23 protein-coding genes are annotated in these 26,826 nt (G+C 64.1%); 3 read left to right on the forward strand and 20 right to left on the reverse strand.

Annotated elements, in window-relative coordinates; genetic code table 11:
- Positions 1–3 precede the first annotated feature (3 nt).
- The 18 genes from J2X15_RS20075 to J2X15_RS20160 form a co-directional block, all read right to left on the reverse strand.
- Positions 4–414, reverse strand: coding sequence for a group II truncated hemoglobin (locus tag J2X15_RS20075; RefSeq protein WP_310346455.1), 411 nt, complete (start codon positions 412–414; stop codon positions 4–6).
- Positions 411–1,721 (reverse strand): type II toxin-antitoxin system HipA family toxin, encoded by a 1,311-nt coding sequence (locus J2X15_RS20080; protein WP_310346459.1) that lies wholly within the window; start codon positions 1,719–1,721, stop codon positions 411–413. The genes J2X15_RS20075 and J2X15_RS20080 overlap by 4 nt, the downstream gene beginning before the upstream one ends.
- Positions 1,721–2,062 carry a helix-turn-helix domain-containing protein gene (locus tag J2X15_RS20085; protein ID WP_310346463.1) on the reverse strand — a complete coding sequence of 114 codons (342 nt, stop codon included), beginning with the start codon at positions 2,060–2,062 and terminating at the stop codon, positions 1,721–1,723. Before J2X15_RS20085 ends, J2X15_RS20080 begins: the two co-directional genes overlap by 1 nt.
- Before the next feature lie 112 nt (positions 2,063–2,174).
- Positions 2,175–4,697, reverse strand: coding sequence for an ABC transporter permease (locus tag J2X15_RS20090; RefSeq protein ID WP_310346466.1), 2,523 nt, complete (start codon positions 4,695–4,697; stop codon positions 2,175–2,177).
- 72 nt (positions 4,698–4,769) lie between these two features.
- On the reverse strand, positions 4,770–5,579 hold the full coding sequence (gene fdhD, locus J2X15_RS20095) for a formate dehydrogenase accessory sulfurtransferase FdhD (protein WP_310346469.1): 810 nt from the start codon (positions 5,577–5,579) through the stop codon (positions 4,770–4,772).
- Positions 5,569–5,826 carry a hypothetical protein gene (locus J2X15_RS20100; RefSeq protein WP_310346471.1) on the reverse strand — a complete coding sequence of 86 codons (258 nt, stop codon included), beginning with the start codon at positions 5,824–5,826 and terminating at the stop codon, positions 5,569–5,571. Before J2X15_RS20100 ends, fdhD begins: the two co-directional genes overlap by 11 nt.
- Positions 5,820–8,114 carry an FdhF/YdeP family oxidoreductase gene (locus J2X15_RS20105; protein WP_310346475.1) on the reverse strand — a complete coding sequence of 765 codons (2,295 nt, stop codon included), beginning with the start codon at positions 8,112–8,114 and terminating at the stop codon, positions 5,820–5,822. Before J2X15_RS20105 ends, J2X15_RS20100 begins: the two co-directional genes overlap by 7 nt.
- Positions 8,115–8,191: 77 nt before the next feature.
- Positions 8,192–9,460 (reverse strand): molybdopterin molybdotransferase MoeA, encoded by a 1,269-nt coding sequence (gene moeA / locus J2X15_RS20110; RefSeq protein WP_310346477.1) that lies wholly within the window; start codon positions 9,458–9,460, stop codon positions 8,192–8,194.
- Positions 9,457–10,146: a molybdenum cofactor guanylyltransferase MobA gene (mobA, locus tag J2X15_RS20115; RefSeq protein WP_310346479.1), complete on the reverse strand. Its 690-nt coding sequence runs from the start codon at positions 10,144–10,146 to the stop codon at positions 9,457–9,459. The genes moeA and mobA overlap by 4 nt, the downstream gene beginning before the upstream one ends.
- Positions 10,133–10,960 carry an ABC transporter substrate-binding protein gene (locus tag J2X15_RS20120; RefSeq protein ID WP_310346482.1) on the reverse strand — a complete coding sequence of 276 codons (828 nt, stop codon included), beginning with the start codon at positions 10,958–10,960 and terminating at the stop codon, positions 10,133–10,135. Before J2X15_RS20120 ends, mobA begins: the two co-directional genes overlap by 14 nt.
- The gene (locus tag J2X15_RS20125; protein WP_310346486.1) at positions 10,957–11,664 is read right to left on the reverse strand and encodes an ATP-binding cassette domain-containing protein; all 708 of its coding nucleotides are present in this window, start codon (positions 11,662–11,664) and stop codon (positions 10,957–10,959) included. Before J2X15_RS20125 ends, J2X15_RS20120 begins: the two co-directional genes overlap by 4 nt.
- Before the next feature lies 1 nt (position 11,665).
- On the reverse strand, positions 11,666–12,403 hold the full coding sequence (locus J2X15_RS20130; protein ID WP_310346488.1) for an ABC transporter permease: 738 nt from the start codon (positions 12,401–12,403) through the stop codon (positions 11,666–11,668).
- The gene (locus J2X15_RS20135) at positions 12,400–13,260 is read right to left on the reverse strand and encodes a formate dehydrogenase accessory sulfurtransferase FdhD (RefSeq protein ID WP_310346490.1); all 861 of its coding nucleotides are present in this window, start codon (positions 13,258–13,260) and stop codon (positions 12,400–12,402) included. Before J2X15_RS20135 ends, J2X15_RS20130 begins: the two co-directional genes overlap by 4 nt.
- A gap of 8 nt (positions 13,261–13,268) precedes the next feature.
- Positions 13,269–16,148 carry a formate dehydrogenase subunit alpha gene (fdhF, locus tag J2X15_RS20140; protein WP_310346493.1) on the reverse strand — a complete coding sequence of 960 codons (2,880 nt, stop codon included), beginning with the start codon at positions 16,146–16,148 and terminating at the stop codon, positions 13,269–13,271.
- A complete protein-coding gene (locus J2X15_RS20145) occupies positions 16,149–17,951 on the reverse strand; it encodes an NAD(P)H-dependent oxidoreductase subunit E (protein WP_310346496.1) in 1,803 nt (600 codons plus the stop codon). It abuts the gene before it with no gap.
- A 24-nt stretch (positions 17,952–17,975) separates the two neighbouring features.
- A complete protein-coding gene (locus J2X15_RS20150) occupies positions 17,976–19,604 on the reverse strand; it encodes an OFA family MFS transporter (protein ID WP_310346499.1) in 1,629 nt (542 codons plus the stop codon).
- Positions 19,605–19,744: 140 nt separating this feature from the next.
- Positions 19,745–21,286 (reverse strand): methyl-accepting chemotaxis protein, encoded by a 1,542-nt coding sequence (locus J2X15_RS20155; protein ID WP_310346502.1) that lies wholly within the window; start codon positions 21,284–21,286, stop codon positions 19,745–19,747.
- A 108-nt stretch (positions 21,287–21,394) separates the two neighbouring features.
- Positions 21,395–22,342, reverse strand: coding sequence for a LysR family transcriptional regulator (locus J2X15_RS20160; RefSeq protein ID WP_310346505.1), 948 nt, complete (start codon positions 22,340–22,342; stop codon positions 21,395–21,397).
- A 64-nt stretch (positions 22,343–22,406) separates the two neighbouring features.
- Between J2X15_RS20160 and J2X15_RS20165 the strand changes: the two genes are divergently transcribed.
- A complete protein-coding gene (locus J2X15_RS20165) occupies positions 22,407–22,970 on the forward strand; it encodes a nitroreductase family protein (protein WP_310346508.1) in 564 nt (187 codons plus the stop codon).
- On the opposite strand, the gene apbC is transcribed toward J2X15_RS20165, so the two are convergent.
- Positions 22,971–24,062 (reverse strand): iron-sulfur cluster carrier protein ApbC, encoded by a 1,092-nt coding sequence (gene apbC / locus J2X15_RS20170; RefSeq protein WP_310346511.1) that lies wholly within the window; start codon positions 24,060–24,062, stop codon positions 22,971–22,973.
- 95 nt (positions 24,063–24,157) lie between these two features.
- Here apbC and J2X15_RS20175 point away from each other — a divergent pair, with 95 nt between their 5' ends.
- A complete protein-coding gene (locus J2X15_RS20175; protein ID WP_310346513.1) occupies positions 24,158–25,450 on the forward strand; it encodes a patatin-like phospholipase family protein in 1,293 nt (430 codons plus the stop codon).
- A gap of 4 nt (positions 25,451–25,454) precedes the next feature.
- On the opposite strand, the gene J2X15_RS20180 is transcribed toward J2X15_RS20175, so the two are convergent.
- Complete coding sequence (locus tag J2X15_RS20180) at positions 25,455–26,390, reverse strand: LysR family transcriptional regulator (RefSeq protein WP_310346517.1); 936 nt, start codon at positions 26,388–26,390, stop codon at positions 25,455–25,457.
- Between the two features lie 118 nt (positions 26,391–26,508).
- On the opposite strand from J2X15_RS20180, the gene J2X15_RS20185 reads away from it, so the two are divergent.
- Entirely contained in the window at positions 26,509–26,706 is a 198-nt protein-coding gene (locus J2X15_RS20185) for an NAD(P)H-dependent oxidoreductase (RefSeq protein ID WP_409034316.1), read from the forward strand.
- The last annotated feature ends 120 nt before the right edge of the window (positions 26,707–26,826 follow it).

Raw genomic sequence — 26,826 nt, forward strand, 5'->3', positions numbered from 1 at the left:
CCCTCAAGCGCCTACGTTGCGCATCCAATCCGCCGTTTGAAAAAACGAGGTCTTGAGCCGCTCGCGCAATTCGGTGGGCACGCCCGTATCGCCCATGGCCTGGTCCATGCAGGCCAGCCACTGGTCGCGCTCCAGAATGCCGATCTTGAACGGCATGTGCCGCGCCCGCAGCCGCGGGTGGCCAAAGCGCTCCACAAAATAGTCGGGGCCACCGAGCCAGCCACACAGAAACCAGAACAGGTGGTCCCGCGCCTTGTCCAGGCTGCTGCCATGCGCGGCCCGCAGCGCTGCGTAGCCAGGCTCTAGGTCCATCAGGTCATAAAAGCGGTCCACCAAGCTGCGGACGACGGCCTCACCGCCTATCCATTCAAAGGGGGTGATACCGGTGGGGGCTTCGGATGTTTCTTCTGTCATAGCGCAATCGACTTTCGTATTTCAGCTTGTAGTGCGGACGAGGCAATGTCGTCCAGATCACGCATGGCGGGAGCCAGTTGGTCCAGCAGGCGGCCTATGCCAGGATGGGCGGCGCCGAGTTCTTCAAAGGTGATGCGCCATTGGCGCAGCTCGCCCCAGATGCGGCGGATGATAGCCACCGCCGTGGTGCGCTGCGGAACAAATGCGCTGTAAGCGGACATGGCGTTGTCCAGCGTGGCCAGCTTGCCCTGCTGGCCCACCTGCAAATGCAACTGGCGCTCAAACGCCACGCTGGGGCGCGGCACCACGTCGTACAGCGGGCTGATCGACCAGCCAGGTAGTTGGGCATTGCGCAAAAAGCCGTGGTTGCGCAGGTGGTCGTCATCGTTGCTGACAAAGATGTTGAACACCATCCGGCCAAACAGCTCTTCGCAGTTGGCGCGTATCAGACTGGGGTGCACATGCTCGCGAATAGCCTGGGCCAAATGGCCGTAGCCTTTGGTGCGCGATTCAAATTCATCACATGCCACCAGCGTCAGGCCGCTAACAAAGGGCAGGCGTTGTTCTATGCCAGTGACTGCCGTGGTGCGGTCAAACCGGCGCACCAACAACACGGACTTGCCGCCGATGTCCACGACCTTGACTTCGGGCACCGCCAAGCCACAGCGACCGGCAAGTTGCAGGGTGCAGCTCTCGGCCCAGGCCATGTCCAGGGTGTCGCCCACTGCGGCAAACTTGGCCAGCCAAAGCACGCCCGCCTCGTCGCGCACCGAGGCCTTGGGCCGCGCACCACCCGCGCTGGGGCCAGCACCAAATACATCGGCCAAGGCGGCGGGTATGGGCAGGCCTTGCTCAATGCGCTCTGCGGCCTCCAGCATGTAGGGCAGCGAGCGGATGGGCGCAGCGCCCGCGTGTACCGGGCTGTCCAGCGACTCGCGCACGTCCAGTGCGCCCACGCGGTCGCTGCCCGCGCCCAGCAAATAGTCGGCCTCTGTCAGGCTGTTGGCGGGGACGCGACGCTGGGCTTCGATCACGCGGCGGCCCCAGGCATCGGGCGCAGCATCGCGAATACCGCCAAACTGGGTGAGCTGGTTGATAGGGAACAGCTCTGCACCGCGCACACGCGCCTTGTTGGCCAAGCTCAGGCTGACAGGGTCGATGTCAAAGGCTTCGGGCCGATCGATGTAGCGGGTGCCGTAGGCAAAACTGGAGGCCACCACATCGCGCTCCTGGGTGAGCGACAAGCGCCCGGCGGGCGCCCAGCCTTCGGTCAGGTGCGTGAATACATAAAGCGTGCGCTGCGGCATCAGAAGTCCAGCGACTGCAGTTCAGTGGCAGACATGGGGCGCACGCGCTGGGTAGCCTCTGCCTGCGCCAGAGCGCTGAGCGAAGGGTCGCTTTCTTGCAGCAAGGCGGGCAGCGACAGCCCAGGGGCAATGGCCTCCAGGTAGCGGTAAATCTGGCCCAGCGTGCGGCTGGCGTCGCCCTTTTCGATCAACACCGCGGTGGAACGGGACAAACCGGCACGTACAGCCGCATCGGCCTGGCGGATTTTGCGGGCCTGCCGAAGCCGGGCCAGCTTGGCGCCCAGCGCCTGGGCTTCTGCCAGATGCTGGGGCGCAAGAAGGGGCCTTTCTTCGTACTTCATGTCCGTAATTTCAGTCTCAATCTAATTAGTGACTGATATTACACACATTTCAATGAAATACAAGAGCTACAGCGTAGCCATTTTTGCTTCGCTTGGAGCAAAAATGGCTACGTCAATTGGTGGCGGCCCGGCGCAGCGTCTCCACCACCGGGCGACGCAGCACATCGCGCAGGCCCCACCAGCCTGCTGCCAGCGCCAGTACAGCGCCCGCCAGTGCGCCCAGCAGCGGCACCCAGAGCGAGACCGTCCAGTCAAACTCGAACACAAAACGCGCCAGCGCCCAGCCCACGGCAGCGGCCACGATAGAGGCGAGGAAGCCCGCCAGCAGGCCCACGCCCGCCAGTTCGGTGCGTTGCACCTGGCGCAGCAGGCTGCTGCCCGCGCCCACGGCCCGCATGATGGCGAACTCGCGTGCGCGGTCCTCGCGCGTGGCGGTCACCGCGGCAAACAGCACCACCAGGCCGGCGGCCAGCGTGAAGCCGAACAGAAACTCCACCGCGCGTATCACCTGGTCCAGCACGCGCTGCACCTGGTTGATGGTGCTGGTCATGTCCACATTGGTCACGTTGGGAAACTGGTGCACCAGCGCGTTATCGAAGCCCTTGGTGTCGGGGGCTTTGAAGGCGCCCATGAAGGTGCTGGGCACGTCCTTTAACACGGCCACCGGGTACATCACAAAGAAGTTGGCGCGCATGGAGCCCCAGTCCACCTTGCGCAGCGAGGTGATTTTGGACTCGCTCTGCATGCCACCAATGTCAAAGCGCAGGCTGTCGCCCAGCTTGAGGTTCAGCGTCTTGGCAATGCCCTCTTCCACGCTCACGGCGCCCTCTTCGTCTTCGGTCCAGCGCCCGCCCACGATCAGGTTGTGCGGCGGGTTCTTGGCGCTGTGCGAGAGGTTGAACTCGCGGTCCACCAGGCGCTTGGCGCGGTCTTCGGTGAAGTCATCGGGCGAAATGTCTTTGCCATTCACCGCCACCAGGCGGCCACGGATCATGGGGTACCAGTCGAACTTGGTGACGCCTTGGTCGGTCAGCGCCTTCTGGAAGGCGTCAGACTGCTCAGGCATCACGTTGATGACAAAGCGGTTGGGCGCATCGGGCGGCGTGGCGCGGCGCCAGCTGCTGATGAGGTCGGTGCGCAACAAGACCAGCAGCACCAGCGCCAGCAGACCTACGGACAACGCGCTCACCTGCACCACGGTGTATGCCGGCCGGGCCGACACCTGGCGCGTGGCCAGCACCAGCCAGCGTGGCGCGGTGGCCTCGTTCACACTGCGGCGCAACAGCTTCACGGCCACCCAGCTCAGGCCCGCAAACACCAGCACCGCGGCGGCAAAACCGCCCACGGCAATCAGGCCCAGCATCAGGTCGCTACTGACGGTGAGCAGCAGCGCGGCAAAGCCGACCACGCCAATGGCCAGCACGCCAATGGATGCGGGCCGCAGGTTGCCCACATCGCGGCGGATCACACGCAGCGCGGGTACCTGGGCCAGCTGCAGCACGGGCGGCAGGCCAAAGGCCAGCAGCAGCGTGAGCCCCATACCCAGCCCCAACGCCACCGGCCACAGCGATGCCGCGGGCAGCGCCGCATCCACCAGCCCGGCCAGCAGGGCTACAAACAGGTAGTGCACGCCAAACCCGATCAGCACGCCCAAGGCGCTGGCAAACAGGCCCACCAGCGCGAACTCAAACGCATAGGCGCTGGCAATGGTGCGCTGGGACAGGCCCAGCACGCGCAGCATGGCGCAGTCATCCAGGTGGTTGGCCGCAAAGGCACGTGCGGCCAACGCCACGGCCACCGCACTCAGCAAGGCCGCCAGCAGCGCCACCAGGCTCAGGAATTTGTTGGCACGGTCCAGCGTCTGGCTCATCTCGGGGCGGCCGCTCTGCAGCGACTCCACGCGCACACCGCGCACGCCACCGGTCTTCACCTGCGCATCGGCCCATGTGACAAACTTGCGCACCGCGGGCTCATCACCGGCCACGGCCATGCGGTAGTTCAGCCGGCTGGCGGGCTGCACCAGGCCAGTGGCCTGCAGGTCGGCACGCGTGATCATCACGCGCGGGGCAAAGTTCATAAAGCCGCCACCGCGGTCGGGTTCGATCACGATGATCTTGTCTACGGTGAACTGGCTGTCGCCCAGCAGCAGCGGGTCGCCCACCTTGAGGCCAATGGCTTCGAGCAGGGCCGCGTCCACCCAGGCCTGGCCCTTGGCGGGCGTGTCTTTGGTGGGGGCGTCGGGCGCATCGGGCGCGTTGCTCAGGCGCAGGGCGCCGCGCAGCGGGTAGCCGGTTTCCACCACCTTGAGCGCCACCAGCTTGGCTGCGCCGCCTTGGGCATCGCTGGCGCGCGCCATGGTGGGAAAGCCCAATGTATGGACCACCTGCAGCCCCAGCGTGCGGGCCTGTGCTTCAAACGCAGGAGGTGGCGGGTTGTCGCTGGAGATAACGGCGTCGCCGCCCAGCAGCTGGCGCGCATCGCGCTGCAGGCCGCCCTGCAAGCGGTCCGCAAAAAAACCCACGGCGGTGAGTGCGGCCACGGCCAGCGTGACGGCCACGATGACCAGACGCAGATCGCCTGAGCGCACATCGCGCCACAGGGTGCGCCAGCCCAGCGCAAAAAAAGACAATTTCAAACCGGCCTCCCAGGACCAGGGAACACCGAAGCATTATTCCTGAGTCACTGCTGACCCTGTGTTTGCAAAGGCCTATGCGGTGTAGCGCACCGCCCGCTGCCCGCGTACCAACCCCCACAGCTGCAGGCCGCTGCGGGTGGCCATGTCCACCGCAAAATCTGTCGGGGCGGAGATGGCGGCCATGGCGCCCACGCCCATGCGCACACATTTGCGGATCAGTTCGTGGCTGGCGCGGCTGGTCATCAGCACAAAGCCCGGCTCCTGCAAGGTGTTGTGCCGGGCGCGGTAGCCCAACAGTTTGTCGAGCGCGTTGTGCCGACCCACGTCTTCCATGACCTCCAGCAACTTACCCTGCGGGCTGACCCAAGCAGCAGCATGCAGTGAGCCGCACGCCTGGTTCAAAAGCTGGCGCTCGGGCAAGGCGTTGGAGGCGCGCAGCAAGGCATCGACCGTCAACGCGGCCAGCCAAGGCTGGCGCGGCATAGCGAGCAAGGGGGGACCCAATGCTGCCAAGCTCTCCACACCACACAACCCGCAGCCGGTGTTACCCGCCAGGCTGCGGCGCTGCAGCTTGAGGCGCTGGAAACAGGCGGCCGCAATCTCCAACCTCACGGTCAGCCCCTGCACCGAATCGGTGTGCACCAACTCCACCTCAATGCCATAGCACTGGGCAGGTGTGTCCAGAATGCCCTCGGTCAAGGCAAAGCCCAGCGCAAAAGCCTCCAGATCCTGTGGAGTGGCCAGCATGACGGCATGCGAAATGCCATTGAATTCCAGCGCCACCGGCACTTCCGCGGCAAGCAGGTCGGTGGTTTGCCCGTCTTGCGGCCAGCGGTCTACGGCGCAGGTGCTCAGCGCTGGCGTGCGGTCTTCATGGCGCATGGTCTTGCTCCGCACACAGCACCCGTCCGGCCTCCGTCAGGCTGGCGGTCCAGCGGCTATCAGCCATCTCCACGTGCACCCAACCAGGGCCGGCCTGGCCGGCCACCGCCGCCTCCCCCAGCCCGGCCAGGGAACGCATCACCACACTGCCACTCAAGCCCAGCTGTTTGCCCAACCATGGCAAGGACACCGGCTTGGCCGCACGGTACAGCGTCCACAACAAGGTTTGCTGCAGCTCCGTCAGCATGCCGCTGCCTTGTGCGGCAGCATCAGCACCGGGATGCACTTGGACGTCGGTGTGCCCGCATCAATAGCCACCGATTCCAGCGGCACCAGGGGGTTGGTCTCGGGGTAATACGCCCCCACGCAACCGCGGGGGATGTTGTAGGCCACCAGCTTGAAGCCTTCGGCGCGACGCTCATCGCCGTCTTCCCACACGGTCACAAAATCGATCCAATCGCCAGCCTTCATGCCGAGTTCGCGGATGTCCTGCTCATTGGCAAACACCACGCGGCGCTGGCCGAACACACCGCGGTAGCGATCGTCGTTGCCATAAATGGTGGTGTTGTACTGGTCGTGCGAGCGGGTCGTCATCAAGGCGAACACTTTGGCATCGCCCTTGCGCTGGCGGGCCAGGTGCAAGGGGGTATCAACCGGTACCGCATGGGTTTTGAACACCGCTTTGCCAGGTTTCGTGGCCCACACCCGCTCGCTGGCGGTATTGCGCAAGCGGAAGCCACCGGGCACGCTCACGCGGGCATTGAAGTCTGCAAAGTCGACAAACACCTCGGCAATCTTGTCGCGGATGCGGCGGTAGTCTTCCACCAGCCACCGCCAAGGTGTGTTGCTGCGTGCACCCAAAGTGGCGGCTGCCATGCGGGCCACGATGGCGGGCTCGGACAACAGCTGTGGCGCGGCCGGCGCGTTGATGCCCATGGAGATGTGCACCATGCTCATGGAGTCTTCCACCGTCACGCCTTGCAGGCCACCGACCTGCATGTCCATCTCGGTGCGGCCCAGGCACGGCAGGATCAGGGCATCCCGCCCGTGCACGATGTGGCTGCGGTTGAGCTTGGTGGTGACATGCACGGTCAGGTCGCACTGGCGCAAGGCCTTCCAGGTTTGGACCGTGTCCGGCGTGGCAGCGGCAAAATTGCCACCCAAGGCAATGAACACCTTGACCTTGCCATCCAACATGGCGCGTATGGTGCTCACCGTGTCCAGTCCGGGCTTCTGTGGAGGTGTGAAGCCGAAGACCCGCTCCAGGCTTTGCAACAGCGACTGGGGTGGTAGCTCCCAGATGCCCATGGTGCGGTCGCCTTGCACATTGCTGTGCCCGCGCACCGGGCAAGGGCCGGCACCGGGCCGACCGATGTTGCCGCGCATCAGCAGCAGATTGACGATCATCTGGATGGTAGCCACCGAGTTCTGGTGCTGGGTGATGCCCATGCCCCAGCAAGCAATCGTGCTGCCGGCCTTGGCATAGACATCTGCGGCGCTGCGTATCTGCTCCGCGCTCAGACCGGACTCCCGCTCTAGCAGCTCCCAAGACTCGGCGCGCAGATCTTGCAGCAGTGCGTCAAAACCCATGGTGTGTTCGGCAATGAAGGCGTGATCCAGCACCGGGCGCCCCTGATCGTCCCACTCCACCAAGGCTTTCATCATGCCTTTGACGAAGGCAAAATCGCCGCCAATGCGCAACTGAAAGTAGTGGCTGCTGATGGGGGTGTCGCGCAGGGTGGCCATCTCCAGCTTGTCCTGCGGGTCGGCAAAGCGCTCCAGCCCGCGTTCGCGCATGGGGTTGATGCTCACAATCCGCGCGCCACGCTTGGCCGCCTGGCGCAACTCGCCCAGCATGCGAGGGTGGTTGGTGCCGGGGTTCTGGCCGAAGATGAAGATCGCGTCCGCTTGGGTGAAGTCGTCCAGCGTGACCGTGCCTTTGCCCACGCCGATGCTCTCGCGCATGCCGGTCCCGCTGGGCTCGTGGCACATGTTGGAACAGTCGGGAAAGTTGTTGGTGCCGTACTGGCGCACAAACAGCTGGTACAAAAATGCCGCTTCGTTGCTGGCCCGCCCGGAGGTGTAGAACGCCGCCTGGTTCGGGTCCGGCAAGGCGTTGAGGTGCCTGGCAATCAGGCCAAACGCGTCGTCCCAGCTGATGGGGCGGTAGTGGTCGGTGCTGGCGTCATAGACCATGGGCTCGGTGAGGCGGCCGTGGTCTTCCAGCGCAAAGTCGCTCTGCAAGGCCAGCTCGGCCACACGGTGCTGCGCGAAGAATTCGCGGGTCACCCGCCGGGCGGTCGCCTCGGCGGCAACGGCTTTGGCGCCGTTCTCACAAAACTCAAACGTAGAGGCGTGGTTACGGTCCGGCCAGGCACAGCCCGGGCAGTCAAAGCCATCAGGCTGGTTAGCCGACAGCAGCGTCTTGGCGCCTTTGATCGCAATATCCTGCCGCAACAGGGCCTGGCCCACGCTGCGCAAAGCGCCCCAGCCACCAGCCGGGCCGTCGTACAACTCAATTTTCTGTTCACTCATTATTTGTATTCCCTGATTCACACGGTCTGTGCGCCGCAAGCCTTGTGGGCCGGGTCTGCACATCGCCCGCCAAGGGCTTAAATCACCCCATCAAACATCATCACATCCACCCCATCACCCGCCGCCACATGGCCTTGGGCGTGGTGCAGCACGATCAGGCCGTTGGCCTGCACCATGGAGCTGAGCACACCCGAACCCTGGTTGCCCGTGGTGCGCACCTGCAGGCGACCATCAGGCCCGCTGCTGACGATGCCGCGCTGGTATTCGGTGCGGCCGGCTTTCTTGCGCAGTGGCTGCTCGCTATGCGCCTGTAAGAGCGGCAAGGGCCGAGGCCGCGCACCCATCATTTGCAACAGCGCCGGACGTATCAACGTCAAAAACGTGACCATCACCGCCACCGGGTTGCCGGGCATGCCAAACAACACCGTATTACCAATGCGCCCCACGGCAAACGGACGCCCCGGGCGCATGGCAATGCGCCAGAAGGCCACATCGCCCAGCTTGGCCATCATGCCCTTGGTGAAATCGGCCTCCCCCACGCTCACCCCTCCACTGCTCAAAATCACATCGGCCTGCGCCGCGGCGCTGCGAAACGCAGCCTCCAGTGCGGCGGGTTCGTCACGCACCACACCCAGCTCGATCACCTCGCAGCCCAGGCGGTCCAACAGGCTGGTGACGGTGTAGCGGTTGCTATCAAATACCGCGCCTTCGCGCAGCGGCTCGCCCACCGACAGCACCTCGTCACCAGTGGACAAATAGGCCACACGCAAGCGCCGTACCACCTGCAAACTCTGCAGACCCAAACTGGCCGCTAGCCCCAGTGCAGCGGGCGTGAGCAGCTCTCCTTTTGATAGCGCTACGCCACCCTGCTGCAGGTCTTCGCCGCGCAGGCGGCGGTTGTCACCGGCTTTCAAGATGTCGGCGGGGATGTGCACCACATCGCCCTCCTGGCGGGTGAATTCCTGCGGCACCACGGTGTCCAGCCCGCTCGGCAATATGGCACCGGTCATCACCTTCAGGCATTCACCTGCGGCCACCGTGCCCACCCAAGCCTTGCCGGCCAACGCGGTGCCAACATTGCGCAGAGCCAGCGGCTGGCCGGGCTGCAGCAGCGCGCCATTGAAGGCAAAACCATCCATCGCGGAGTTGTCATGCGCGGGCACCGAAATGGGCGACACCACATCCTGCGCCAGCACGCGGCCCGCACACTGGCGCAGCGTGCGTGTCTCCACGCCCTGCACCGGCGCCACCAAGCGGGCGATGAAGGCGTTGGCGTCGTCCATCTTCAGGGCCTGCGGGTCGTAGCCTTGCAAGGAGCGGGCAATGTCGTCCAGAGAAGTCGTCATGTGTTTTCCAGCAGACGCAGTTCGTCCAGCGTGTTGGCATTGGCAAACGCGTGGGGCGCGTCTCCCACCAAATTGAAAGGAACTTGCACCACGCGGTGCTGCGCAGTCCAGGCGTCGACCTTGCGGCCACCTTGGTTCAGGAAATCGTTGAGGCTTTCCAGCAGACCCGTCTTCATCAGGCAGAACACCGGCTGGCTGCGCAGGCTGAGCTGGCCGTCGCGCCCTGCCTCCGGCGCCTGCACCACGGCGATGTCGGCTCGGGCCATGTTCAGCGCGTCCAGCAGGCGCTGCGCCAGGTCCAGCGGGAACAGCGGGCTGTCGCACGGCACGGTCAGCAGCAGCGGACTGGTGCACAGATCCAACCCTGCCTGAAAACCGGCGAGTGGACCGGAGAAGTTTTGCACACGGTCGGCAAACACACGCACCCGGCCAGCGCCCCACGCCGCTTCGCCCAAGGCCAGATAGTCCTCGGCATTGCGGTTGGCATTGATCAGTACGCTGTGCAGCGGTCCACCCTGTTGGGTGGCCAGGCGTTGCAGCGCATGCTGGGCCATGGGCTGACTGCGAAAGGGCTGTAAGCCCTTGTCCACACCGCCCATGCGCAGGCCGCGTCCACCCGCCAGCACCAGGGCGGTTACGTCACCGAGCACAAAGGCAGGGCTTGCAGAAGATTCAGGGATTGGCATTGGGGAAGAATAACTGCTCACCGCCGATTTTGTAGCTGGCGATCACACCCTGGCCTGCCGGCGAGGTGACCCACTCCACAAACTTGGTGGCACCGGCTGCGTTCACGTGCGGGTGTTTGGTCGGGTTGACCGGCAACACGCCATATTGGTTGAACAGCTGCTTGTCGCCCTCCACCAGCACGGCCAGGTCGGCGCGGTTGCGGAAGTTGAGCCAGGTGCCGCGGTCGGTCAGCACATAGGCTCCGGTGGAGGCTGCCATGTTGAGCGCGGGCCCCATGCCACAGCCGCACTCTTTGTAGTTGGCGAACTTGGGTGCGTCCATGCCTGCGAGCTTCCAGTAGCGCAGCTCGGCGGCGTGGGTGCCGCTGCGGTCACCGCGCGAGATAAAGGCCGCTGGCCCCGCTGCCGCCTTCTGGAAGGCCGACACGATGTCCTTGCCGCGCACGCGGGCCGGGTCAGCGGCGGGCCCCACCAGCACAAAGTCGTTGTACATGACCGGCAGGCGCTTGGTGGCAAAACCTTCCTGCACCAGTTTTTCTTCGGCCGCCTGGTCGTGCACAAACAGCACGTCGGCGTCGCCCCGGCGGCCCATGTCGATGGCCTGGCCGGTACCCACGGCTACCACCTTCACGTCCAGCCCGGTCGCCGCCTTGAAGGCCGGCAGCAGGTGCGCAAACAGGCCCGACTGCTCGGTGGAGGTGGTGGACGCCATGACCAGCGACTGCGCCGACGCCAGACCCGACGCTACTAAAACAATAGCTGCCAGCGCAATGCGCACGGGGGCTAGACGTGTATTTTTCTTAAATTTATTCATGAAATGGCCTCTCCTTTTACAAAATGGGCCGCCGCCGCCGAGTGGGCCTGCAGGCGGTTTTGGTCAAAAAATTCGGTCACGGGCAGGTCGGCCAACACCCGACCCTGCTCCAGGTAGAGCACGCGGGTGGCCAGGCGCTTGACCTGGCCCAGGTTGTGGCTGGCAAACACGGTGGTGCCGCCATAGGCCTGCACGGTGGCCTCTACCAGACGCTTGGAATGTGGGTCCAGGCTGGCAGTGGGTTCGTCCAGCAACAGCACCTCGGGCGCCAACGCCAGCGCGCGTGCCAGCGCCACACGCTGGGTTTGCCCCACCGACAGCTGGCGGCCACTGCGCGCCGCCACGCCTTGCAGGCCTGCATGGGCCAGTGCCTCCAGCGCCGCATGGCGGGCCGCGTGCCAGCCCATGCCGTGCAACCACAGCGCCAGTGCCAGGTTGTTTTGCACCGACAGGCGCAACAACACCGGACGCTGGAACAGCATGGCCTGCTTCAAACCTGCCTGGCGCTGTGCCGTGCCCGCGCTGGGCGCCAGCAAGCCGTGCAACACGCGCAGCAGCGTGGACTTGCCGCTGCCGTTGGAGCCGACCAGGGCCACGCGCTCACCCGCAGCAATGTGCAGTGTCACGCCATCCAGCGCCGGGGGGGCGCCGCGCGTGGAGGCCAGCACCACCTGCACGTCGTCCAGTTGGTAAAGCACCGCCATGTCAGAGCGCCCCTTGCGAACGGGTCGCCACCGGCACGGCATGGGCGACGCCCATCCACACGCGCAGGCCCGCAATCAGCATCTGCAACACCAGCACCACGGCCAGCAACACTAGGCCCAGGCCCATGGCCAACGGCAAATCGCCCTTGCTGGTTTCCAGCGCAATGGCGGTGGTCATGACGCGGGTGAAGCCATCGATGTTGCCCCCCACCAGCATCACCGCGCCCACCTCGGCAATGGCGCGGCCAAAGGCGGCCAGTGCCACGGTGAGCAAGGCACTGCGCTCATCCCAGGCCAGCAGCAGGCCGGTCAGGCGTGGCCCCGCGCCCAGCGAGCGCAGTTGCTCGCCATGCGCGGTGTGCGCGTCTTCCACCACCTGGCGCACCAGGGCCACCACGATGGGCAGCACCAGCACGGTCTGCGCCAGCAGCATGGCCTTGAACGAATACAACCAGCCGAGGTAACCGAGCGGCCCGGAGCGCGACAGCAGCAGGTACACCACCAGCCCCACCACCACGGACGGCAAGGACAACAAGGTGTTGAGCACGGCCAACAGCACCGTGCGCCCGGCAAAGCGGCCAACCGCCAGCCAGGAGCCCAGCACCGTGCCAAGGACAAACGCGATGGCCGTGGCACTGGCGCTGAGCGTCAGCGAGCGCAGCACGATGGACAGCAGCATGGGGTCGGCCGAGACCACCAACTGCCAGGCGGCGTGCGCGCTGTCCCCCAGAGAACTCAAATGGGTGCCTCTTCCGTCGCGGGCAGGGCCACGGTGTCGAGCTGCAGGCGCTCTGGTGCGCTGAAGCATAAAAAGCGTTTGTTCAGCGCGCGGCCAATGGCACACAGGCCCAGGCTCTGCGCCACCGCGTGGCCCATCTGCGTCATGCCGCTGCGCGAGATGACGACAGCAATGCCCATCTGCGCGGCCTTCATGACCATCTCACTGGTCAGGCGCCCGGTCGTATAGAACACCAGGCCTTCTGTCACCAGCGGTGTGGCGCCCAAGGCCTGCAGCGCCATCCAGCCGGCAATGGCGTCGATGGCGTTGTGCCGCCCTACGTCTTCCACAAACAGCAGCCGCTCCTCACCGCGGAACAGCGCACAACCGTGCACCGAACCGGCCGACTTGTAGGTGCTGTCCTGCAGGCGGATGGTGTTGACGATGGCGTAAACCTGCGAGCGGGTCACCGTGGTGGCGGGCAGTTGCACGCCTTCGATGTGCTCCATCACCTCACCAAACAGGCTGCCCTGGCCGCAGCCCGTGGTGACCACGCGTTTGGTGGTCTTTTGGGCGATGTCGACAATGCCAGCGTGGGTTTTCACCGCAGCAGCGCCCACTTCCCAATCCACGGTGATCGATTCCACCGCGCTGGCATCTGGCACCAGGCGCTGGTTCAGCAGGTAGCCCAGCACCAACCACTCGGGCCGCTCGCCCAGCGTCATCAGCGTCACCAGCTCACGCTTGTCCACATAGACGGTCAAGGGCCGCTCGGCCGGAATGTCCAACGCCTGTTGCTCGCCGTGCTCGTTGGTCACCGCGATGCGGTGCGTCAGCGGCGCACGGGCTTGGGTAAGGCGGGGCAAGGCGTGGGACATGGTGCTTACTACGCCGGTGCTGGTGCCGCGTTGACACCATAGCCGCTCACGGCGGCGGGCACGCCGCCCCGGCGGATGGCCACGGCGCAGTACTTGAACTCGGGGATCTTGCCAAACGGGTCCAACGCGGCATTGGTCATCAGGTTGGCGGCGGCCTCGTAATAGGCGAATGGAATGAACACTGCGCCCTTGGGCGTGCCGTCGTCCCGCCGCACATGGATGGCGACTTTTCCACGGCGCGACTCCACCGTGATCACGTCGCCCGGATGCAGACCCAGAGCTTGCAGATCGTCACCACACATGGAGGCCGTCGCCATAGGCTCAATGGCATCGAGCACGGTGGCTCGGCGCGTCATGCTGCCGGTGTGCCAATGCTCCAGCTGGCGGCCGGTGATCAGCACAAACGGGAACTCTGCATCGGGCCGCTCGTTCGCCGGAATGATGTCGGCGGGCACCAGGTGCACACGACCGTCGTCAGTGGCAAAGTTGTCGATGAAGACGGTGGGCGAGCCGGGGTCATCCGCGCTCAGGCAGGGGTAGGTCACGCTGGATTCGCGCTGCAGGCGCTCCCAGGTGATGCCGGAGATGGCCGCGTGCATGGCCTGGCGCATTTCTTCATAGACTGCGGCGACGCCGTCACTCTCTCCCTGGTAGTTCCAGTTCAGCCCCATGCGCTTGGCGATTTGCTGGAGGATCCACAGGTCGGGCTTGGCCTGCCCCGGTGGATCAATCGCCTTTTTGCCGAGCTGCACCATGCGGTCGGTGTTACTGACCGTGCCATCCTTCTCGGGCCAAGCCGTGGCGGGTAGCACCACATCGGCCAGCCAGGCGGTCTCGGTCATGAAGATGTCTTGCACCACCAGGTGCTTCATCGACGCCAGCGCATGGCGCGCATGGTTCAGGTCGGGGTCGCTCATGGCCGGGTTCTCGCCCATGATGTACATGCCATGCACCTTGTGCGGGTCGCTGTCGTCCACCAGCGCCTTGTGCATGATTTCGACCACGGTGTAGCCGGGCTGGTTGTCCAGCGGCATGCCCCAGAAGTTCTCAAACCAGTCATGCGCGGCCTTGTTGGTCACGCGCTGGTAGTTCGGGTACATCATGGGGATCAAACCCGCATCACTGGCGCCCTGCACATTGTTCTGGCCACGCAGCGGGTGCAGGCCGGAGCCGGGCTTGCCGATCTGGCCGGTCACGGTGACCAGGGCGATGAGGCAACGCGCGTTGTCCGTACCGTGCACGTGCTGGCTGATGCCCATGCCCCACAAAATCATCGCGCCCTTGGCCTTGGCGAACTCGCGGGCCACCTCGCGCAGGGTTTGCGCAGGAATGCCGCAGATCGGCTCCATGGCTTCGGGGCTGTAGCCCTTGACGTTGTCCTTCAACGCCTCATAGTTGCTGGCGCGTTTGGCAATGAAGTCCTGGTCGGCCAGCCCCTCTTCAATCACCACATGGATCAGCGCGTTGAGCATGGCCACATCGGTGTCGGCCTTGAACTGCAGCGTGCGCCAGGCGTGTTTGCCAATGTCGGTGATGCGCGGGTCGGCCAACACGATCTTGGCGCCCTTCTTGGCCGCGTTCTTCATCCACGTCGCGGCTACGGGATGGTTGGATGTCGGGTTGGATCCGATCACAAAGATCAGGTCCGAGTGCTCCACGTCGTTGACCTGGTTGCTGACCGCACCCGAGCCCACGCCTTCGAGCAAAGCGGCCACGCTGGAGGCATGGCACAGGCGGGTGCAGTGGTCGACGTTGTTGCTGCCAAAGCCGGTGCGCACCAGCTTCTGAAACAGGTAGGCCTCTTCGTTGCTGCCCTTGGCCGAGCCAAAGCCGGCCAATGCTTTCTTGCCATAGGTATCGCGCAGGTTTTGCAGGCCACCGGCGGACAAGGCCAGAGCTTCTTCCCACGTGGCTTCGCGGAACACGTCGGACCAGTCGGCCGTGTCCCTGTTCAGGTGGTTCAGCGCCTCGGGGTCCTTGGGCACACCGGCCTTGCGGACCAGTGGCACGGTCAGGCGCTGCGGATTGGCCGCGTAGTCGAAACCAAAGCGCCCTTTCACACACAGGCGGCTGTGGTTGGCCGGGCCATCACGCCCATCCACGCTGACGATGACGTTGTCCTTCACGTTGTAGGTCAGCAGGCAGCCCACACCGCAGAAGGGGCAGACCGAGTCCACCTTTTTATCGACGATTTGCGAGCCCACTTGCGTCTTGGGCATCAGCGCACCGGTCGGGCAGGCCTGCACACATTCGCCGCAGGCTACGCAGGTGCTATCGCCCATGGGGTCGTTCAAATCGAACACGATCTCGCTGTGGCTGCCACGCATGGCGTAGCCAATCACATCGTTCACCTGCTCTTCGCGGCAGGCGCGTACGCAGCGGTTGCACTGGATACAGGCATCCAGATTCACCGCCATGGCCGGGTGCGACACGTCAGTCTTGGGCTGTTCACGCCGCAGGGCTTTGAGCTCGGGGCGCACCTGCACCTCCATGCGCGTAGCCCAGTCGCTCAACTCGCCGTGCTGCTGCGATTCGTCTTTTTCGTTCCACTTGTAGCCAGTGTCGGGCATGTCGGAGAGCAGCATCTCCAGCACCATCTTCTGGCTCTTGACGGCGCGCTCGCTGGTGGCTTGCACCTCCATGCCAGCCGTTGCGGTGCGGCAGCAGCTGGGGGCCAGCGTGCGCTCGCCCTTGATCTCGACCACGCAGGCGCGGCAATTGCCGTCGGCACGCAGGCCGTCCTTGTAGCAAAGGTGGGGAATGCAGACGCCGCTGCGTTCGGCAGCCTTCAGAATGGTCTCACCCTCAAAAGCTTCGACGGGCTTTCCGTCGAGGTGGAAGGTAATCACCTGGGGCATCACTTCGATGGGTTTGGCAGGTGCGTTCATTTATGCAATCTCCTGCGGAAAGTATTTCTGCACGCAGCGCACCGGGTTGGGTGCGGCCTGGCCGAGACCACAGATGGAGGCGTCGGTCATCACCACGTTCAAATCTTCCAGTGTCGTGTTGTCCCACACCGGGGCTTCCATGAGCTTGGCGGCCTTGGCCGTACCGACGCGGCAGGGCGTGCACTGGCCGCAGCTCTCATGGGCGAAAAACCGCATCATGTTCAGCGCCGCATCGCGCGCCTTGTCATGCTGGCCCAGCACGATGACTGCTGCCGAACCGATGAAGCCGCCGTGCGGCTGCAGTGTGTCAAAGTCCAGCGGCACGTTGGCATGGCTGGCCGGAAAAATACCGCCCGACGCACCACCAGGCAAGTAGGCATACAGCGTGTGGCCGTCTTGCATGCCGCCACAGTACTCGTCAATCAATTCGGTCAGCGTGATGCCGGCGGGCGCCAGCTTGACGCCGGGGAACTTGACGCGACCGCTGACGCTGAAACTGCGCAAGCCCTTACGGCCATTACGGCCAAAGCCGCTGAACCAATCCGCGCCTTTTTCCACAATGTCACGTACCCAGTAGAGGGTCTCAAAGTTGTGCTCCAGCGTGGGCCGACCAAACAGCCCCACCTGGGCGATGTAGGGCGGACGCATGCGTGGCTCACCGCGCTTGCCTTCGATGCTCTCGATCATCGCGGACTCTTCGCCGCAGATGTAGGCGCCAGCGCCACGGCGCAATTCGATGTGGGGCAGCGGGCATGGCGGGTTGGCGTGCAGCTTGGCCAACTCGGCCTCCAGAATGGCACGGCAGCCGTGGTACTCGTCCCGCAGGTAGATGTAGCAGGTCTCAATGCCTACCACCTGCGCGGCAATCAGCAGGCCCTCCAAAAAACGGTGCGGGTCGCGCTCCAGGTAGGTGCGGTCTTTGAAGGTGCCAGGTTCGCCCTCGTCGATGTTCACGGCCATGAGTTTGGGGGCCGGCTGGTCGCGCACGATGCGCCACTTGCGCCCGGCCGGGAAACCCGCACCGCCCAGGCCACGCAGGCCCGAATTTTCCATGGCATGGATAACGCTCTCGGCATCGTGCTCGCCATTCACCAAGGCTGCGGCCAAGGCATAGCCGCCATGGGCGCGGTAGGTGTCGTAGCCGGCATAGTCGGGTGCGACCTGCACAGCGTGCGCAGGTGGCGACACGGGCTTTTCCGAAAACTCGTACGCTATAAATTGTGTAGCTTCTTGCGCAGATGGATGGCGGGCTGCAGCCGAATTGACCAATGCAACCACGGCCTCGGCCGTAGCCATGGGCACCGGGTTCTGATGCACTACGGCCACCGGCGCCTGCTCGCAGCGACCCAGGCAGGGTGCAGGTATCACACGCACATCTGCGTTGCCCAACAAGGTGGGCAGGCGCGCCAGCAAATCCTGGGCGCCAGCCATTTCGCAACTCAGTCCATCGCAGACCCGCACGGTCAACTGCGGCACCGTCTCGTCGCCCCGCACCACCTCGAAGTGGTGGTAGAAGGTGGCCACCTCGTAGACCTCAGCCATGGGGATGTTCATCTCCTTGGCCAAGGCCACCAGGTGCCTGTCGTGCAGGCAGCGGTAGGCGTCGTTGAGCTTGTGCAAATGTTCGATTAACAGGTCACGCCGGTGCGGCCCCGTACCCACCAGCGCCCGCACGTCGGCAATCGCGTCATCGTCGGCCTGCCGGCCTTTGAGCTTGCTCTTGCGGCGGATGCGGTCGCGCATATCGTCCACCGTGGCAAGCGCCACGACGGGAACATGCGGTGCGGATACGGGTGCAGTCATGGCGTTCCTGTGGAATCAAACAATTTAGGCAAAGAACTTGGCAACGCTTTGCAGGGTGCGGTACACGCCCCATGCCAAAGGCAGACCTACGGCCAGCCAGGCAAAGACAACCACCCCAGCAGGAATGGTGTCTGCGCCACCGGAGCTGGCGCCGACTTCCGATGCCGCCGCACGCTCGTGCGCCAGCTTTTTCTCTTCTGCCAGTTCGGCGTCGGTCATGAACCACTTGTTGTCCAGCGGACGCACCAGCAGGTTGCAGATCAGACCCACCACCAGCATGCCCACCAGGATGTACATGGTCTGGTTATAGACCTGTTCACGCGGAATTCCCAAGCCCAGCTGGTACTCGCGCATGTAGTTCACCACCACAGGGCCCAACACACCGGCCGTGGCCCAGGCAGTCAGCAAGCGGCCGTGGATGGCGCCCACCATCTGGGTGCCAAAGATGTCGGCCAAGTAGGCGGGCACCGTGGCAAAGCCGCCGCCATACATGCTCAAGATCACGCAAAACGCACCCACAAACAGCACGATGCTGCCCGCCGCCGCGCTACCGGGCACGCTGAAGTACATCAGGCCACCCAACACGAAGAACACGATGTAGGTGATCTTGCGACCCAGCTTGTCTGACAGGCTGGCCCAGAAGAAGCGACCACCAATGTTGAACAGCGAGAGCAGCGCGGTAAAGCCCGCGGCCACCGTGGCAATCGCGGCCAGCTGGGTTTTGTCCAGCTCGCCAAACTTGGCCTGCACACCAATCAGGGTGCCACCAAAAACTTCCTGCAACATGGGAGACGCCATACCGATCACGCCGATGCCAGCGCTCACGTTCATGCACAGCACCATCCAGATGAGCCAGAACTGGGGAATGCCCCAGACCTTTTTCACGTGCACATGCTTCTGCGTGATCATGGCGTTGTTCACCTGCGCGGGCGGTGGGGTCCAGCCTGCGGGCTTCCAACCGGTTTCTGGCACACGGTAGCCAAAGGCACCGGCCATCATGAACACAAAGTACACCAGCGCCATCACCATAAAGGTCTGCATCACACCCACATCGGTGGGAGTGGCAAAGTACTTCATCAGGTCGGCTGCCAATGGGGAGCCGATCATGGCACCACCACCAAAGCCCATGATGGCCATGCCGGTGGCCATGCCGCGTCGGTCCGGGAACCACTTGATCAGCGTCGATACGGGCGAGATGTATCCCAAGCCCAGGCCAATGCCCCCGATAACGCCGGATCCCAGAATCATCAACCAAAACTGGTGGGTCTTGATGCCGATGGCGGATATCAGCATGCCGCCGCACCAGCACAGTGCGGACACCACACCGGCTTTGCGCGGCCCTGCGCGCTCTAGCCAACCGCCCCAAGTGGCAGCGCTGGAGCCCAGCAGCACAAAAAACAAGGTGTACATCCAGCCCAGGGTGGAGATTTGCCAGTCACAGCTGGTGGTGAACAACTGACCCCAAAAGCCGACGTCAGGGCCGCACTTGATAGCCTCCTTGATGCCAAGCGCCTTGGACAGCGGCAGCCAGAACACCGAAAAGCCATAGGCCATCCCGATGCACAGGTGAATGGCCAGTGCAGCCGGCGGTACCAACCAACGGTTGAAGCCGGGGCCGGCAATGATCCGTTCCTTATCGAGTAATCCAGACATTGAATCTCCTTTGCGATTGATGAAAACACTGGCTCACCATCGTCCAACGTGGCGGGCGCGAGTGTCACAGGTCAAGCCGGATGAATCCAATTGATTCATCACATGCATTGATTCAAAAACTAAATGCTGCATCGCGGCATTTAGCGGTGGGTTTTAAAACTGTCTACGGCGGCACCCAGGGTGTGGGCTTGGTCACGCATCTTCAGGGCCGCCGCGGCCGCTTTCTCTACCAATGCAACGTTTTGTTGCGTCATCTGATCGATCGCGGAGACGCTGCGGTTGACACTCTCAATGCCAGCACGCTGCTCCTGACTGGCCTGGGCGATGCCATCGATATAACTCACAACTTCAGAAATGGCGCCAGTAATGTGCTCCATAGCCTGACGCGTCTTATCCACTAGATCGCTGCCCGCCGCCACACTATTGACCGAGGCACCGATCAGGTCCTTGATCTCACGGGCTGCGCCGGATGAGCGCTGCGCCAGGCTGCGCACTTCAGAGGCCACCACGGCAAAGCCCCGGCCTTGTTCACCGGCACGGGCTGCTTCCACGGCAGCATTCAAAGCAAGAATATTGGTCTGGAATGCGATGCCTTCGATGAGGCCAATGATGTCGTTGATTTTGTTGGCGCTAGCAGAGATCTGCCCCATGGTGCGAACGACCTGCTGCACCACATCGCCGCCGTTGCTGGCGACACCGGAAACAGACGCGACCAGGCTGTTGAGCTGCGCGGCCTGGTCAGCCGTGTGCGCAACGGTGGAAGTTAATTCATGCACCGCCGAGGCTGCGGCATTCACTTCGCCCGCTTGCTTTTCCGTGCGATTGGCCAAGTCCATATTGCCATCAGCGATTTCGCTGGTACCCATAGCCACGATGGTGGTAGAGCTACGGACCTTGCCCATCAACAAGGTCAGGCCAATGTTGATACTGTTAATCGCTAACAAAATCTGGCCAGCATCGTCACTGGAGCTCACGTGCACCTGCCGGGTCAGGTCACCCGACGCCACGCGTTGCGAGGCGGCCCGACCCGCACGGAGTGGCAGGGCAACAAAGTGGTTCATCAGCAGGTAAGTGCAAGCCCACAGCAGCGCCATCATGACGCCGCCTATCACCCAATCAGAGGGGTTACGCAGTTGTCCCGTCACCCCCAAGAGCACGGTTTGCACCAGGCCATACACCACTGAGATGCGCCATGCCATGGCAGCAGACAACCCCATGCCGGGCGAATCCGTGATGTCCAGCCCCACAAACAGGATGCCGATGATTCGACCCGAAGCGTCTTTGACGGGCTCGTAGTGCGTCAGGTACTGCTTACCAAAAATGGTGGCGTAGCCCAGGTGCGCGCGGCCTTGCAGCACATCGTCATAGGCTGGCTGGGAGCGGTCCAGTGGCGTGCCTATGGCACGCTCACCGTCTTGCTTGCGCACCGAGGTGGTAACGCGAATGAAGTCATCGCCATCGCGTGCAAACACGGTGGCCACCAAGCCGGTGGACTGGCTGAAGCCATCCGGCAATGCGAAGTCAAGGTTGAGGGGCCGCTGGCCATTGCGTAACAGGGCCACCTGGCGATCCTGCACTGTCACGCGCTGGCGGCCGTCCAGTGAGAAGGCATCGGGCAGCACCGCGGCAAATTTGCGGGCAGCCACTTTGACCCGCCGTGCGGGACCGGTAAAAGGAAACATCGGTGTCCAATCCAAAACTGCAGGGCCATCGCCGAACACGAAACACCCCTGCAAACCCCCGGCATGCGGAGCCTCGTTTTTACACCAGTTTTATTGCTTCAAATCAAATTAAAACGACACCAAAAGCCCGCTATGCGCCGCGGCATGGCGTAACCAGGCGCCATCTTGCGCCAACACCTGCGCAGCCTCCATCGCCCTGGAGAGACGCACCTGTGCATGGCGCATGAAACCAATGGGTGTGCGCACCTGCGGGCTCACCAGCGGCAAGGCTTCCAGCTCACGATAGCCGCGCACGGCAGCCACCAACGCACCCGGCATCACGCTGCACACCTGGCCCGCCACCACGGCAAGCGCCATGGTGAGGATGGAATTGGTCTCGATGATGGCGGTGACATTGCAGCCCGCACTGGCAAAGGCGGTGTTGACGATGGTGCGGTTGTGCATCTCCGGCGTCAACAGGCACAGGGGCTGCTGCGCTGCGCCTTGCCAGCTGATGGGCTCACCAATTTGCAGCTCGTGCGGGTGCGGCTGGGCTGCACGGCGCAGCAAAAAATAGTGCTCGATGTACTGCGGCAGCGCCAGCAGCTTGGCACCGCCCAGGCCCATGCGGTCCGTGTAGCCCAGCCCCAGGTCGATCGACAGGTTGTCGAGCCGGGTCTCCAGCTCTGAGGAACTGAGCGAAAGCACTGTCGGCATGATCGCCGGGTGGCGCGCCTGCAGCATGGCCGCAAAGCGCGCTGCAATCGGCACCGCCGTGGGCACCGCCCCGATGACCAGACCGCCGACCGGGCTGTCAGCCGTGCTTTTGAGGGACTGCTGCAACACCTGCTGCTCATGCAGCATGCGTTGCCCTGCGGCCAGCACCTGCTCGCCCTCGGATGTGAGCCCGGCAAAGGTGCGCCCCCGGCGCACGATGACCACGCTGAATTCTTCCTCCAGCGCCCGCAAGGCATTCGACAGCGCAGGCTGTGTGATGTGGCAGGCCTCGGCCGCGCGCGCGAAGTGGCGGTGCTCGTTGAGCGCCACCAGGTATTTCATGGAAGCCAGCAAATTCATGTCACTACGTCCAACGGTTGACTGCGCAACGATTATGCGGGGCGCCCTGCTATTCTTGCGCACCATGACGCAAGCCGCTGCCCTGACCACCCTGCTCCACCGCTATTCGCTGGGCGTGAAACACCTGGTTGAACCCGGCCCCGATGCCGTCCAGCTGCAGCAGATGGTGGCCGCGGCCCTGCGCGCGCCAGACCATGCAGAGCTGGTGCCGTTTCGGCTGGTGGTGGTGCAAGGTGAGGCGCGGCAACGCCTGGCCGAGCTGTTTGCCACCCATGCCCAGAACAAGGGCAAGGATGCCGAGGGTGTAGCGATTGAGCGTGAACGCGCACTGCGTGCCCCGGTCACCGTGGCGGTGCTGGCGCGCATTGACCTGGGCCACCCGGTGGTGCCCGCGCATGAGCAGTGGATGTGCGTGGGCGGCGCGGTCACCAACTTCTTGAACGCAGCCCATACGCTGGGCTTTGCCGGCAAGATGCTCAGCGGCGACAAGGCCCGCGCGCCGCACTTGATTCAAGCGTTTTGCGAACCCGGCGAGACCCTGGTGGGCTGGATGGTGCTGGGCACCCCCACGCGTGAGCCGCGCAGCGATGGCCGCAAGGACAGCACCCAGGCGCTACGTTTTTGGTAGTCAGCTGTTCTTGCTGATCGTGATGGTGGGGAACTTGCTGGAGAAGTCCTTAGCCTGGGCAGCAATCTTCACCGCCACCTGGCGCGCCATGGCTTTGTATAGGCGGGACACATCACCATCGGGGTCTGCCACCACGGTGGGGCGGCCGCTGTCGGCCTGTTCGCGGATGTGCAGGGCTAGGGGCAAGGCGCCCAGGTAGTCCATGCCGTAGCCCTCGGCCATTTTCTTGCCGCCGTCGGCGCCAAAGATGTGCTCCACATGGCCACAGTTGGTGCACACGTGTACCGCCATGTTTTCCACGATGCCCAGGATAGGCACACCCACCTTCTCGAACATCTTGATGCCCTTCTTGGCGTCCAGCAGTGCAATGTCTTGTGGCGTGGTCACCACCACCGCGCCCGTCATGGGTACGCGCTGGCTCAGCGTGAGCTGGATGTCGCCCGTGCCGGGCGGCATGTCGACGATGAGGTAGTCCAGGTCTTTCCAATTGGTTTGGCGCAGCAGCTGCTCCAGCGCCTGGGTGGCCATGGGGCCGCGCCAGATCATGGCTTCGTCCTGCGCCACCAGAAAGCCGATGGACATGACCTGCACGCCGTGGTTGCGCATGGGCTCCATGGTCTTGCCGTCGTCGGACTCGGGGCGGCCTTCAATGCCCATCATCATGGGTTGGCTGGGGCCGTAGATGTCGGCATCCAGCAGGCCCACGGTGGCGCCCTCGGCGGCCAGGGCCAGGGCCAGGTTGGCCGCAGTAGTGCTCTTGCCCACACCGCCCTTGCCCGAGGCCACGGCCACGATGTTTTTTACCCCCGGCAGCAGTTGCACCCCGCGTTGCACCGCATGGGGAACGACCTTGGTGCTGGGCGTGATCTGCACACTGGTGACGCCGGGTACGGCTTGGGCGGCAGCGGTGAGCGCCGCCACCATCGCAGGCCACTGGCTCTTGCACGGATAGGCGATTTCCAGGTCCAGGCGGACCTCGCCGCCCTGCACGGTGAGGTTCTTGAGGGCCTTGGCGCTGGCAAAGGTTTGCTGGGTGTTGGGGTCGATGACGCCTTGCAAGGCGCCCAGAATGGCTTGGTCGGTAGCGGACATGAAAACTCCTGAATGCTGGGAGTCTATCGAACTGCTAGGGTTTACCCCGCGCATTTAACTGTTTACAAGCGCATAGGGCTTTTCATAATGGCTCCATGGACACCCGACCGCCCCCCCTGCCCGCCAACGGCCTGTTGTTGACCGGTGGCGGCGCCCGCGCGGCCTACCAGGTGGGCGTGCTCGAAGCCATTGCCGATATCCGCCTGGCCTGCGGCGCGGGTGACCAGCCCAACCCGTTTCCCATCATTGCAGGCACCTCGGCAGGCGCCATCAACGCCGCGGCGCTGGCCTGCGGAGCGGACAACTTCGACGCCACGGTGCGCATGATTGCCCACACCTGGCGCAACTTCCACGCCGACCAGGTGTACCGCGCCGACCACCTGAGCATGCTGCGCTCGGGTGCGACCTGGCTCACGCTGTTGTCGCTGGGCTGGCTGCTGGCCAAGTGGCGGCGCGTGAAGCCCAAGTCACTGCTGGACAACGCGCCGCTGGGCGAGCTGCTGCAAAAACTGGTGCCGCTGGAGCGCCTGCCGCACCTGATCCGCCGCGGCCATCTGCAGGCCTTTGCGGTCACCGCGTCCAGCTACAGCTCGGGCGACCACATCACGTTTTTTGAAGGCGACAAGCGCCTCATGCCCTGGGTGCGCAGCCAGCGCCTGGCTGTGCGCAGCAAGATCACCCACGCCCACCTGCTGGCGTCGTCGGCCATTCCGTTTGTGTTTCCGGCCACCGAGCTGCACATCCAGGGCCACACCGAATACTTTGGCGACGGCTCGATGCGGCAAAGCGCGCCCGTATCGCCCGCTATCCATTTAGGAGCAGAACGCATATTGGTGGTGGGGGCTGGCCGCATGCACGAGCCCAAGAACGAGGCCCACCTGCACACCACCAACAGCTACCCCACGATCGCGCAGATTGCCGGCCACGCGCTGTCCAACATCTTTCTGGACGCGCTGGCGGTGGACGTGGAGCGCGTGCGCCGCATCAACCAGACCATCAACCTGGTGCCCGCCGAGGCCCGCAAGGCCAGCGCGCTGCGCCCGGTAGAGCTGCTGGTGATTGCGCCCAGCCAACGGCTGGACGCCGTGGCCGCGCGCCACGTGGGCGACCTGCCGCGCGCCGTGCGCACCATGCTGGGCGGCGTGGGCGTGTCCTCGGCCAAGGCCGATGTGAAGGGTGCCGCACTGGCCAGCTACCTGCTGTTTGAGAGTGGCTACACCACCGAGCTGATGTCGCTGGGCTATGCCGATGCCCAGGCGCAGCGCGCCGAGGTGTGCAAATTCTTTGGCTGGGTAGACCCCGACGCCGTGACCAGCCCCGGGAGCTTGACCCCGGCCGAGCCCCCCAAACGGCACGAGCGCCGCGTGGACCCGTTGCGCCTGCGTTAAGCGGTCACACAGCGAACGGGCAACCCGGCGGCAGCATGGGCATGCCTTCGCCGTTGGTGTATTCCCCCAAAAAATCCAGAAACCGCCGCACTGCCGGCACCATGCCCCGGCGCGAGGGGTACACCGCGTGGAAGATGCCGCGCGGTGGCGCCCAGCCCGGCAGCACGTGCACCAAGTGGCCCTCCTCCATCTCGCGGCGGCACATGTAGTCGGGCAGAAAGCACATGCCCGTGCCCTGCAGCGCTGCGTATTTCAGGGTCAGCAGGTCATCGGCCACGTAGCGGGGGCGGTGTACCAGCGGGTGGATGGCGCCATCAGGCCCCTGCAGTACCAGAGTAGCGCGGCCGTCTACGGCAGACATGGAGATCGTGTCCATGCGCGCCAAGTCATCAATGGAAGCGGGCCGGCCTTGGCGCTCCAGTTGCAGCGGGCTGGCCACTAGGTAGGTATTGGTTTCGCCTAGCTTCTTCACCACCAGGCTGCCGCTGTCGTCCAGCGTGCCGCGCACGCGCAGGGCCACGTCTATGCCCTCTTCCACCAGGTCCACCACGCGGTTGCTCACGCGCATGTCCACCCGCACCTGCGGGTACCGCGCCAGGAAGAGCGCCATGATGGGGCCCACTGTGGTTTGGGCCAGCGTCACCGGGCAGGCAATGCGCAGCGTGCCGCGCGGCTCGGTCTGCACCTGCTCCACCGCCTCAGCAGCGGCTTCGGCCGCATCGCGCATGGCGATGCAGTGGCGCAGGTAGACCTCGCCCACCTCGGTCAGGGACAGCTTGCGCGTGGTGCGCTGCAGCAGGCGCACGCCCAGGCGCGCTTCCAGCTCCGCCACGCGGCGCGAAAGCTTGGATTTGGGAAGCCCCAAGTGCCGTCCGGCAGCGGCAAAGCCACCCCGCTCCACCACCTCCGCGAAGTACAGCATGTCGTTGGTGTCGTGCATATCCAGCCCTGTATTGTTCCAAATTCAGGACAATCTAACGCAAATATGTCGACTTATCAATTATTCGACTTTCAAAGACACTAGTCCCATCGAATCACTCCCTCTTCAAGGACCTGTCATGAAACTCTTGCACATCGACTCCAGCATCCTCAGCGGCGGCTCCATCTCCCGCCAGCTGACCAAGGACACCGTGGCCCAGTGGGTCACCAACCACCCCGGCACCACCGTGGACTATTTGGACCTGGCCGTGGACACCCCCAGCCATCTGTCTGCCGATTCCCTGGGCTTCCGCGCCCCCGCAGGCGCTGAGTGTTGAATTTCGCTGAAGCTTGACCCGAGCTTGTGTAGATCTGCTTCAAATTGCGCCGCTGTTTCCGAGATTTTGTTGCCTCTAGTTCCAGCCAACCAGTCAGCTTTTCGGCATAGGAATCCAGCT

It is taken from the genome of Rhodoferax saidenbachensis (genome assembly GCF_031457975.1).
Lineage (GTDB): Bacteria > Pseudomonadota > Gammaproteobacteria > Burkholderiales > Burkholderiaceae_C > Allorhodoferax > Allorhodoferax saidenbachensis_A.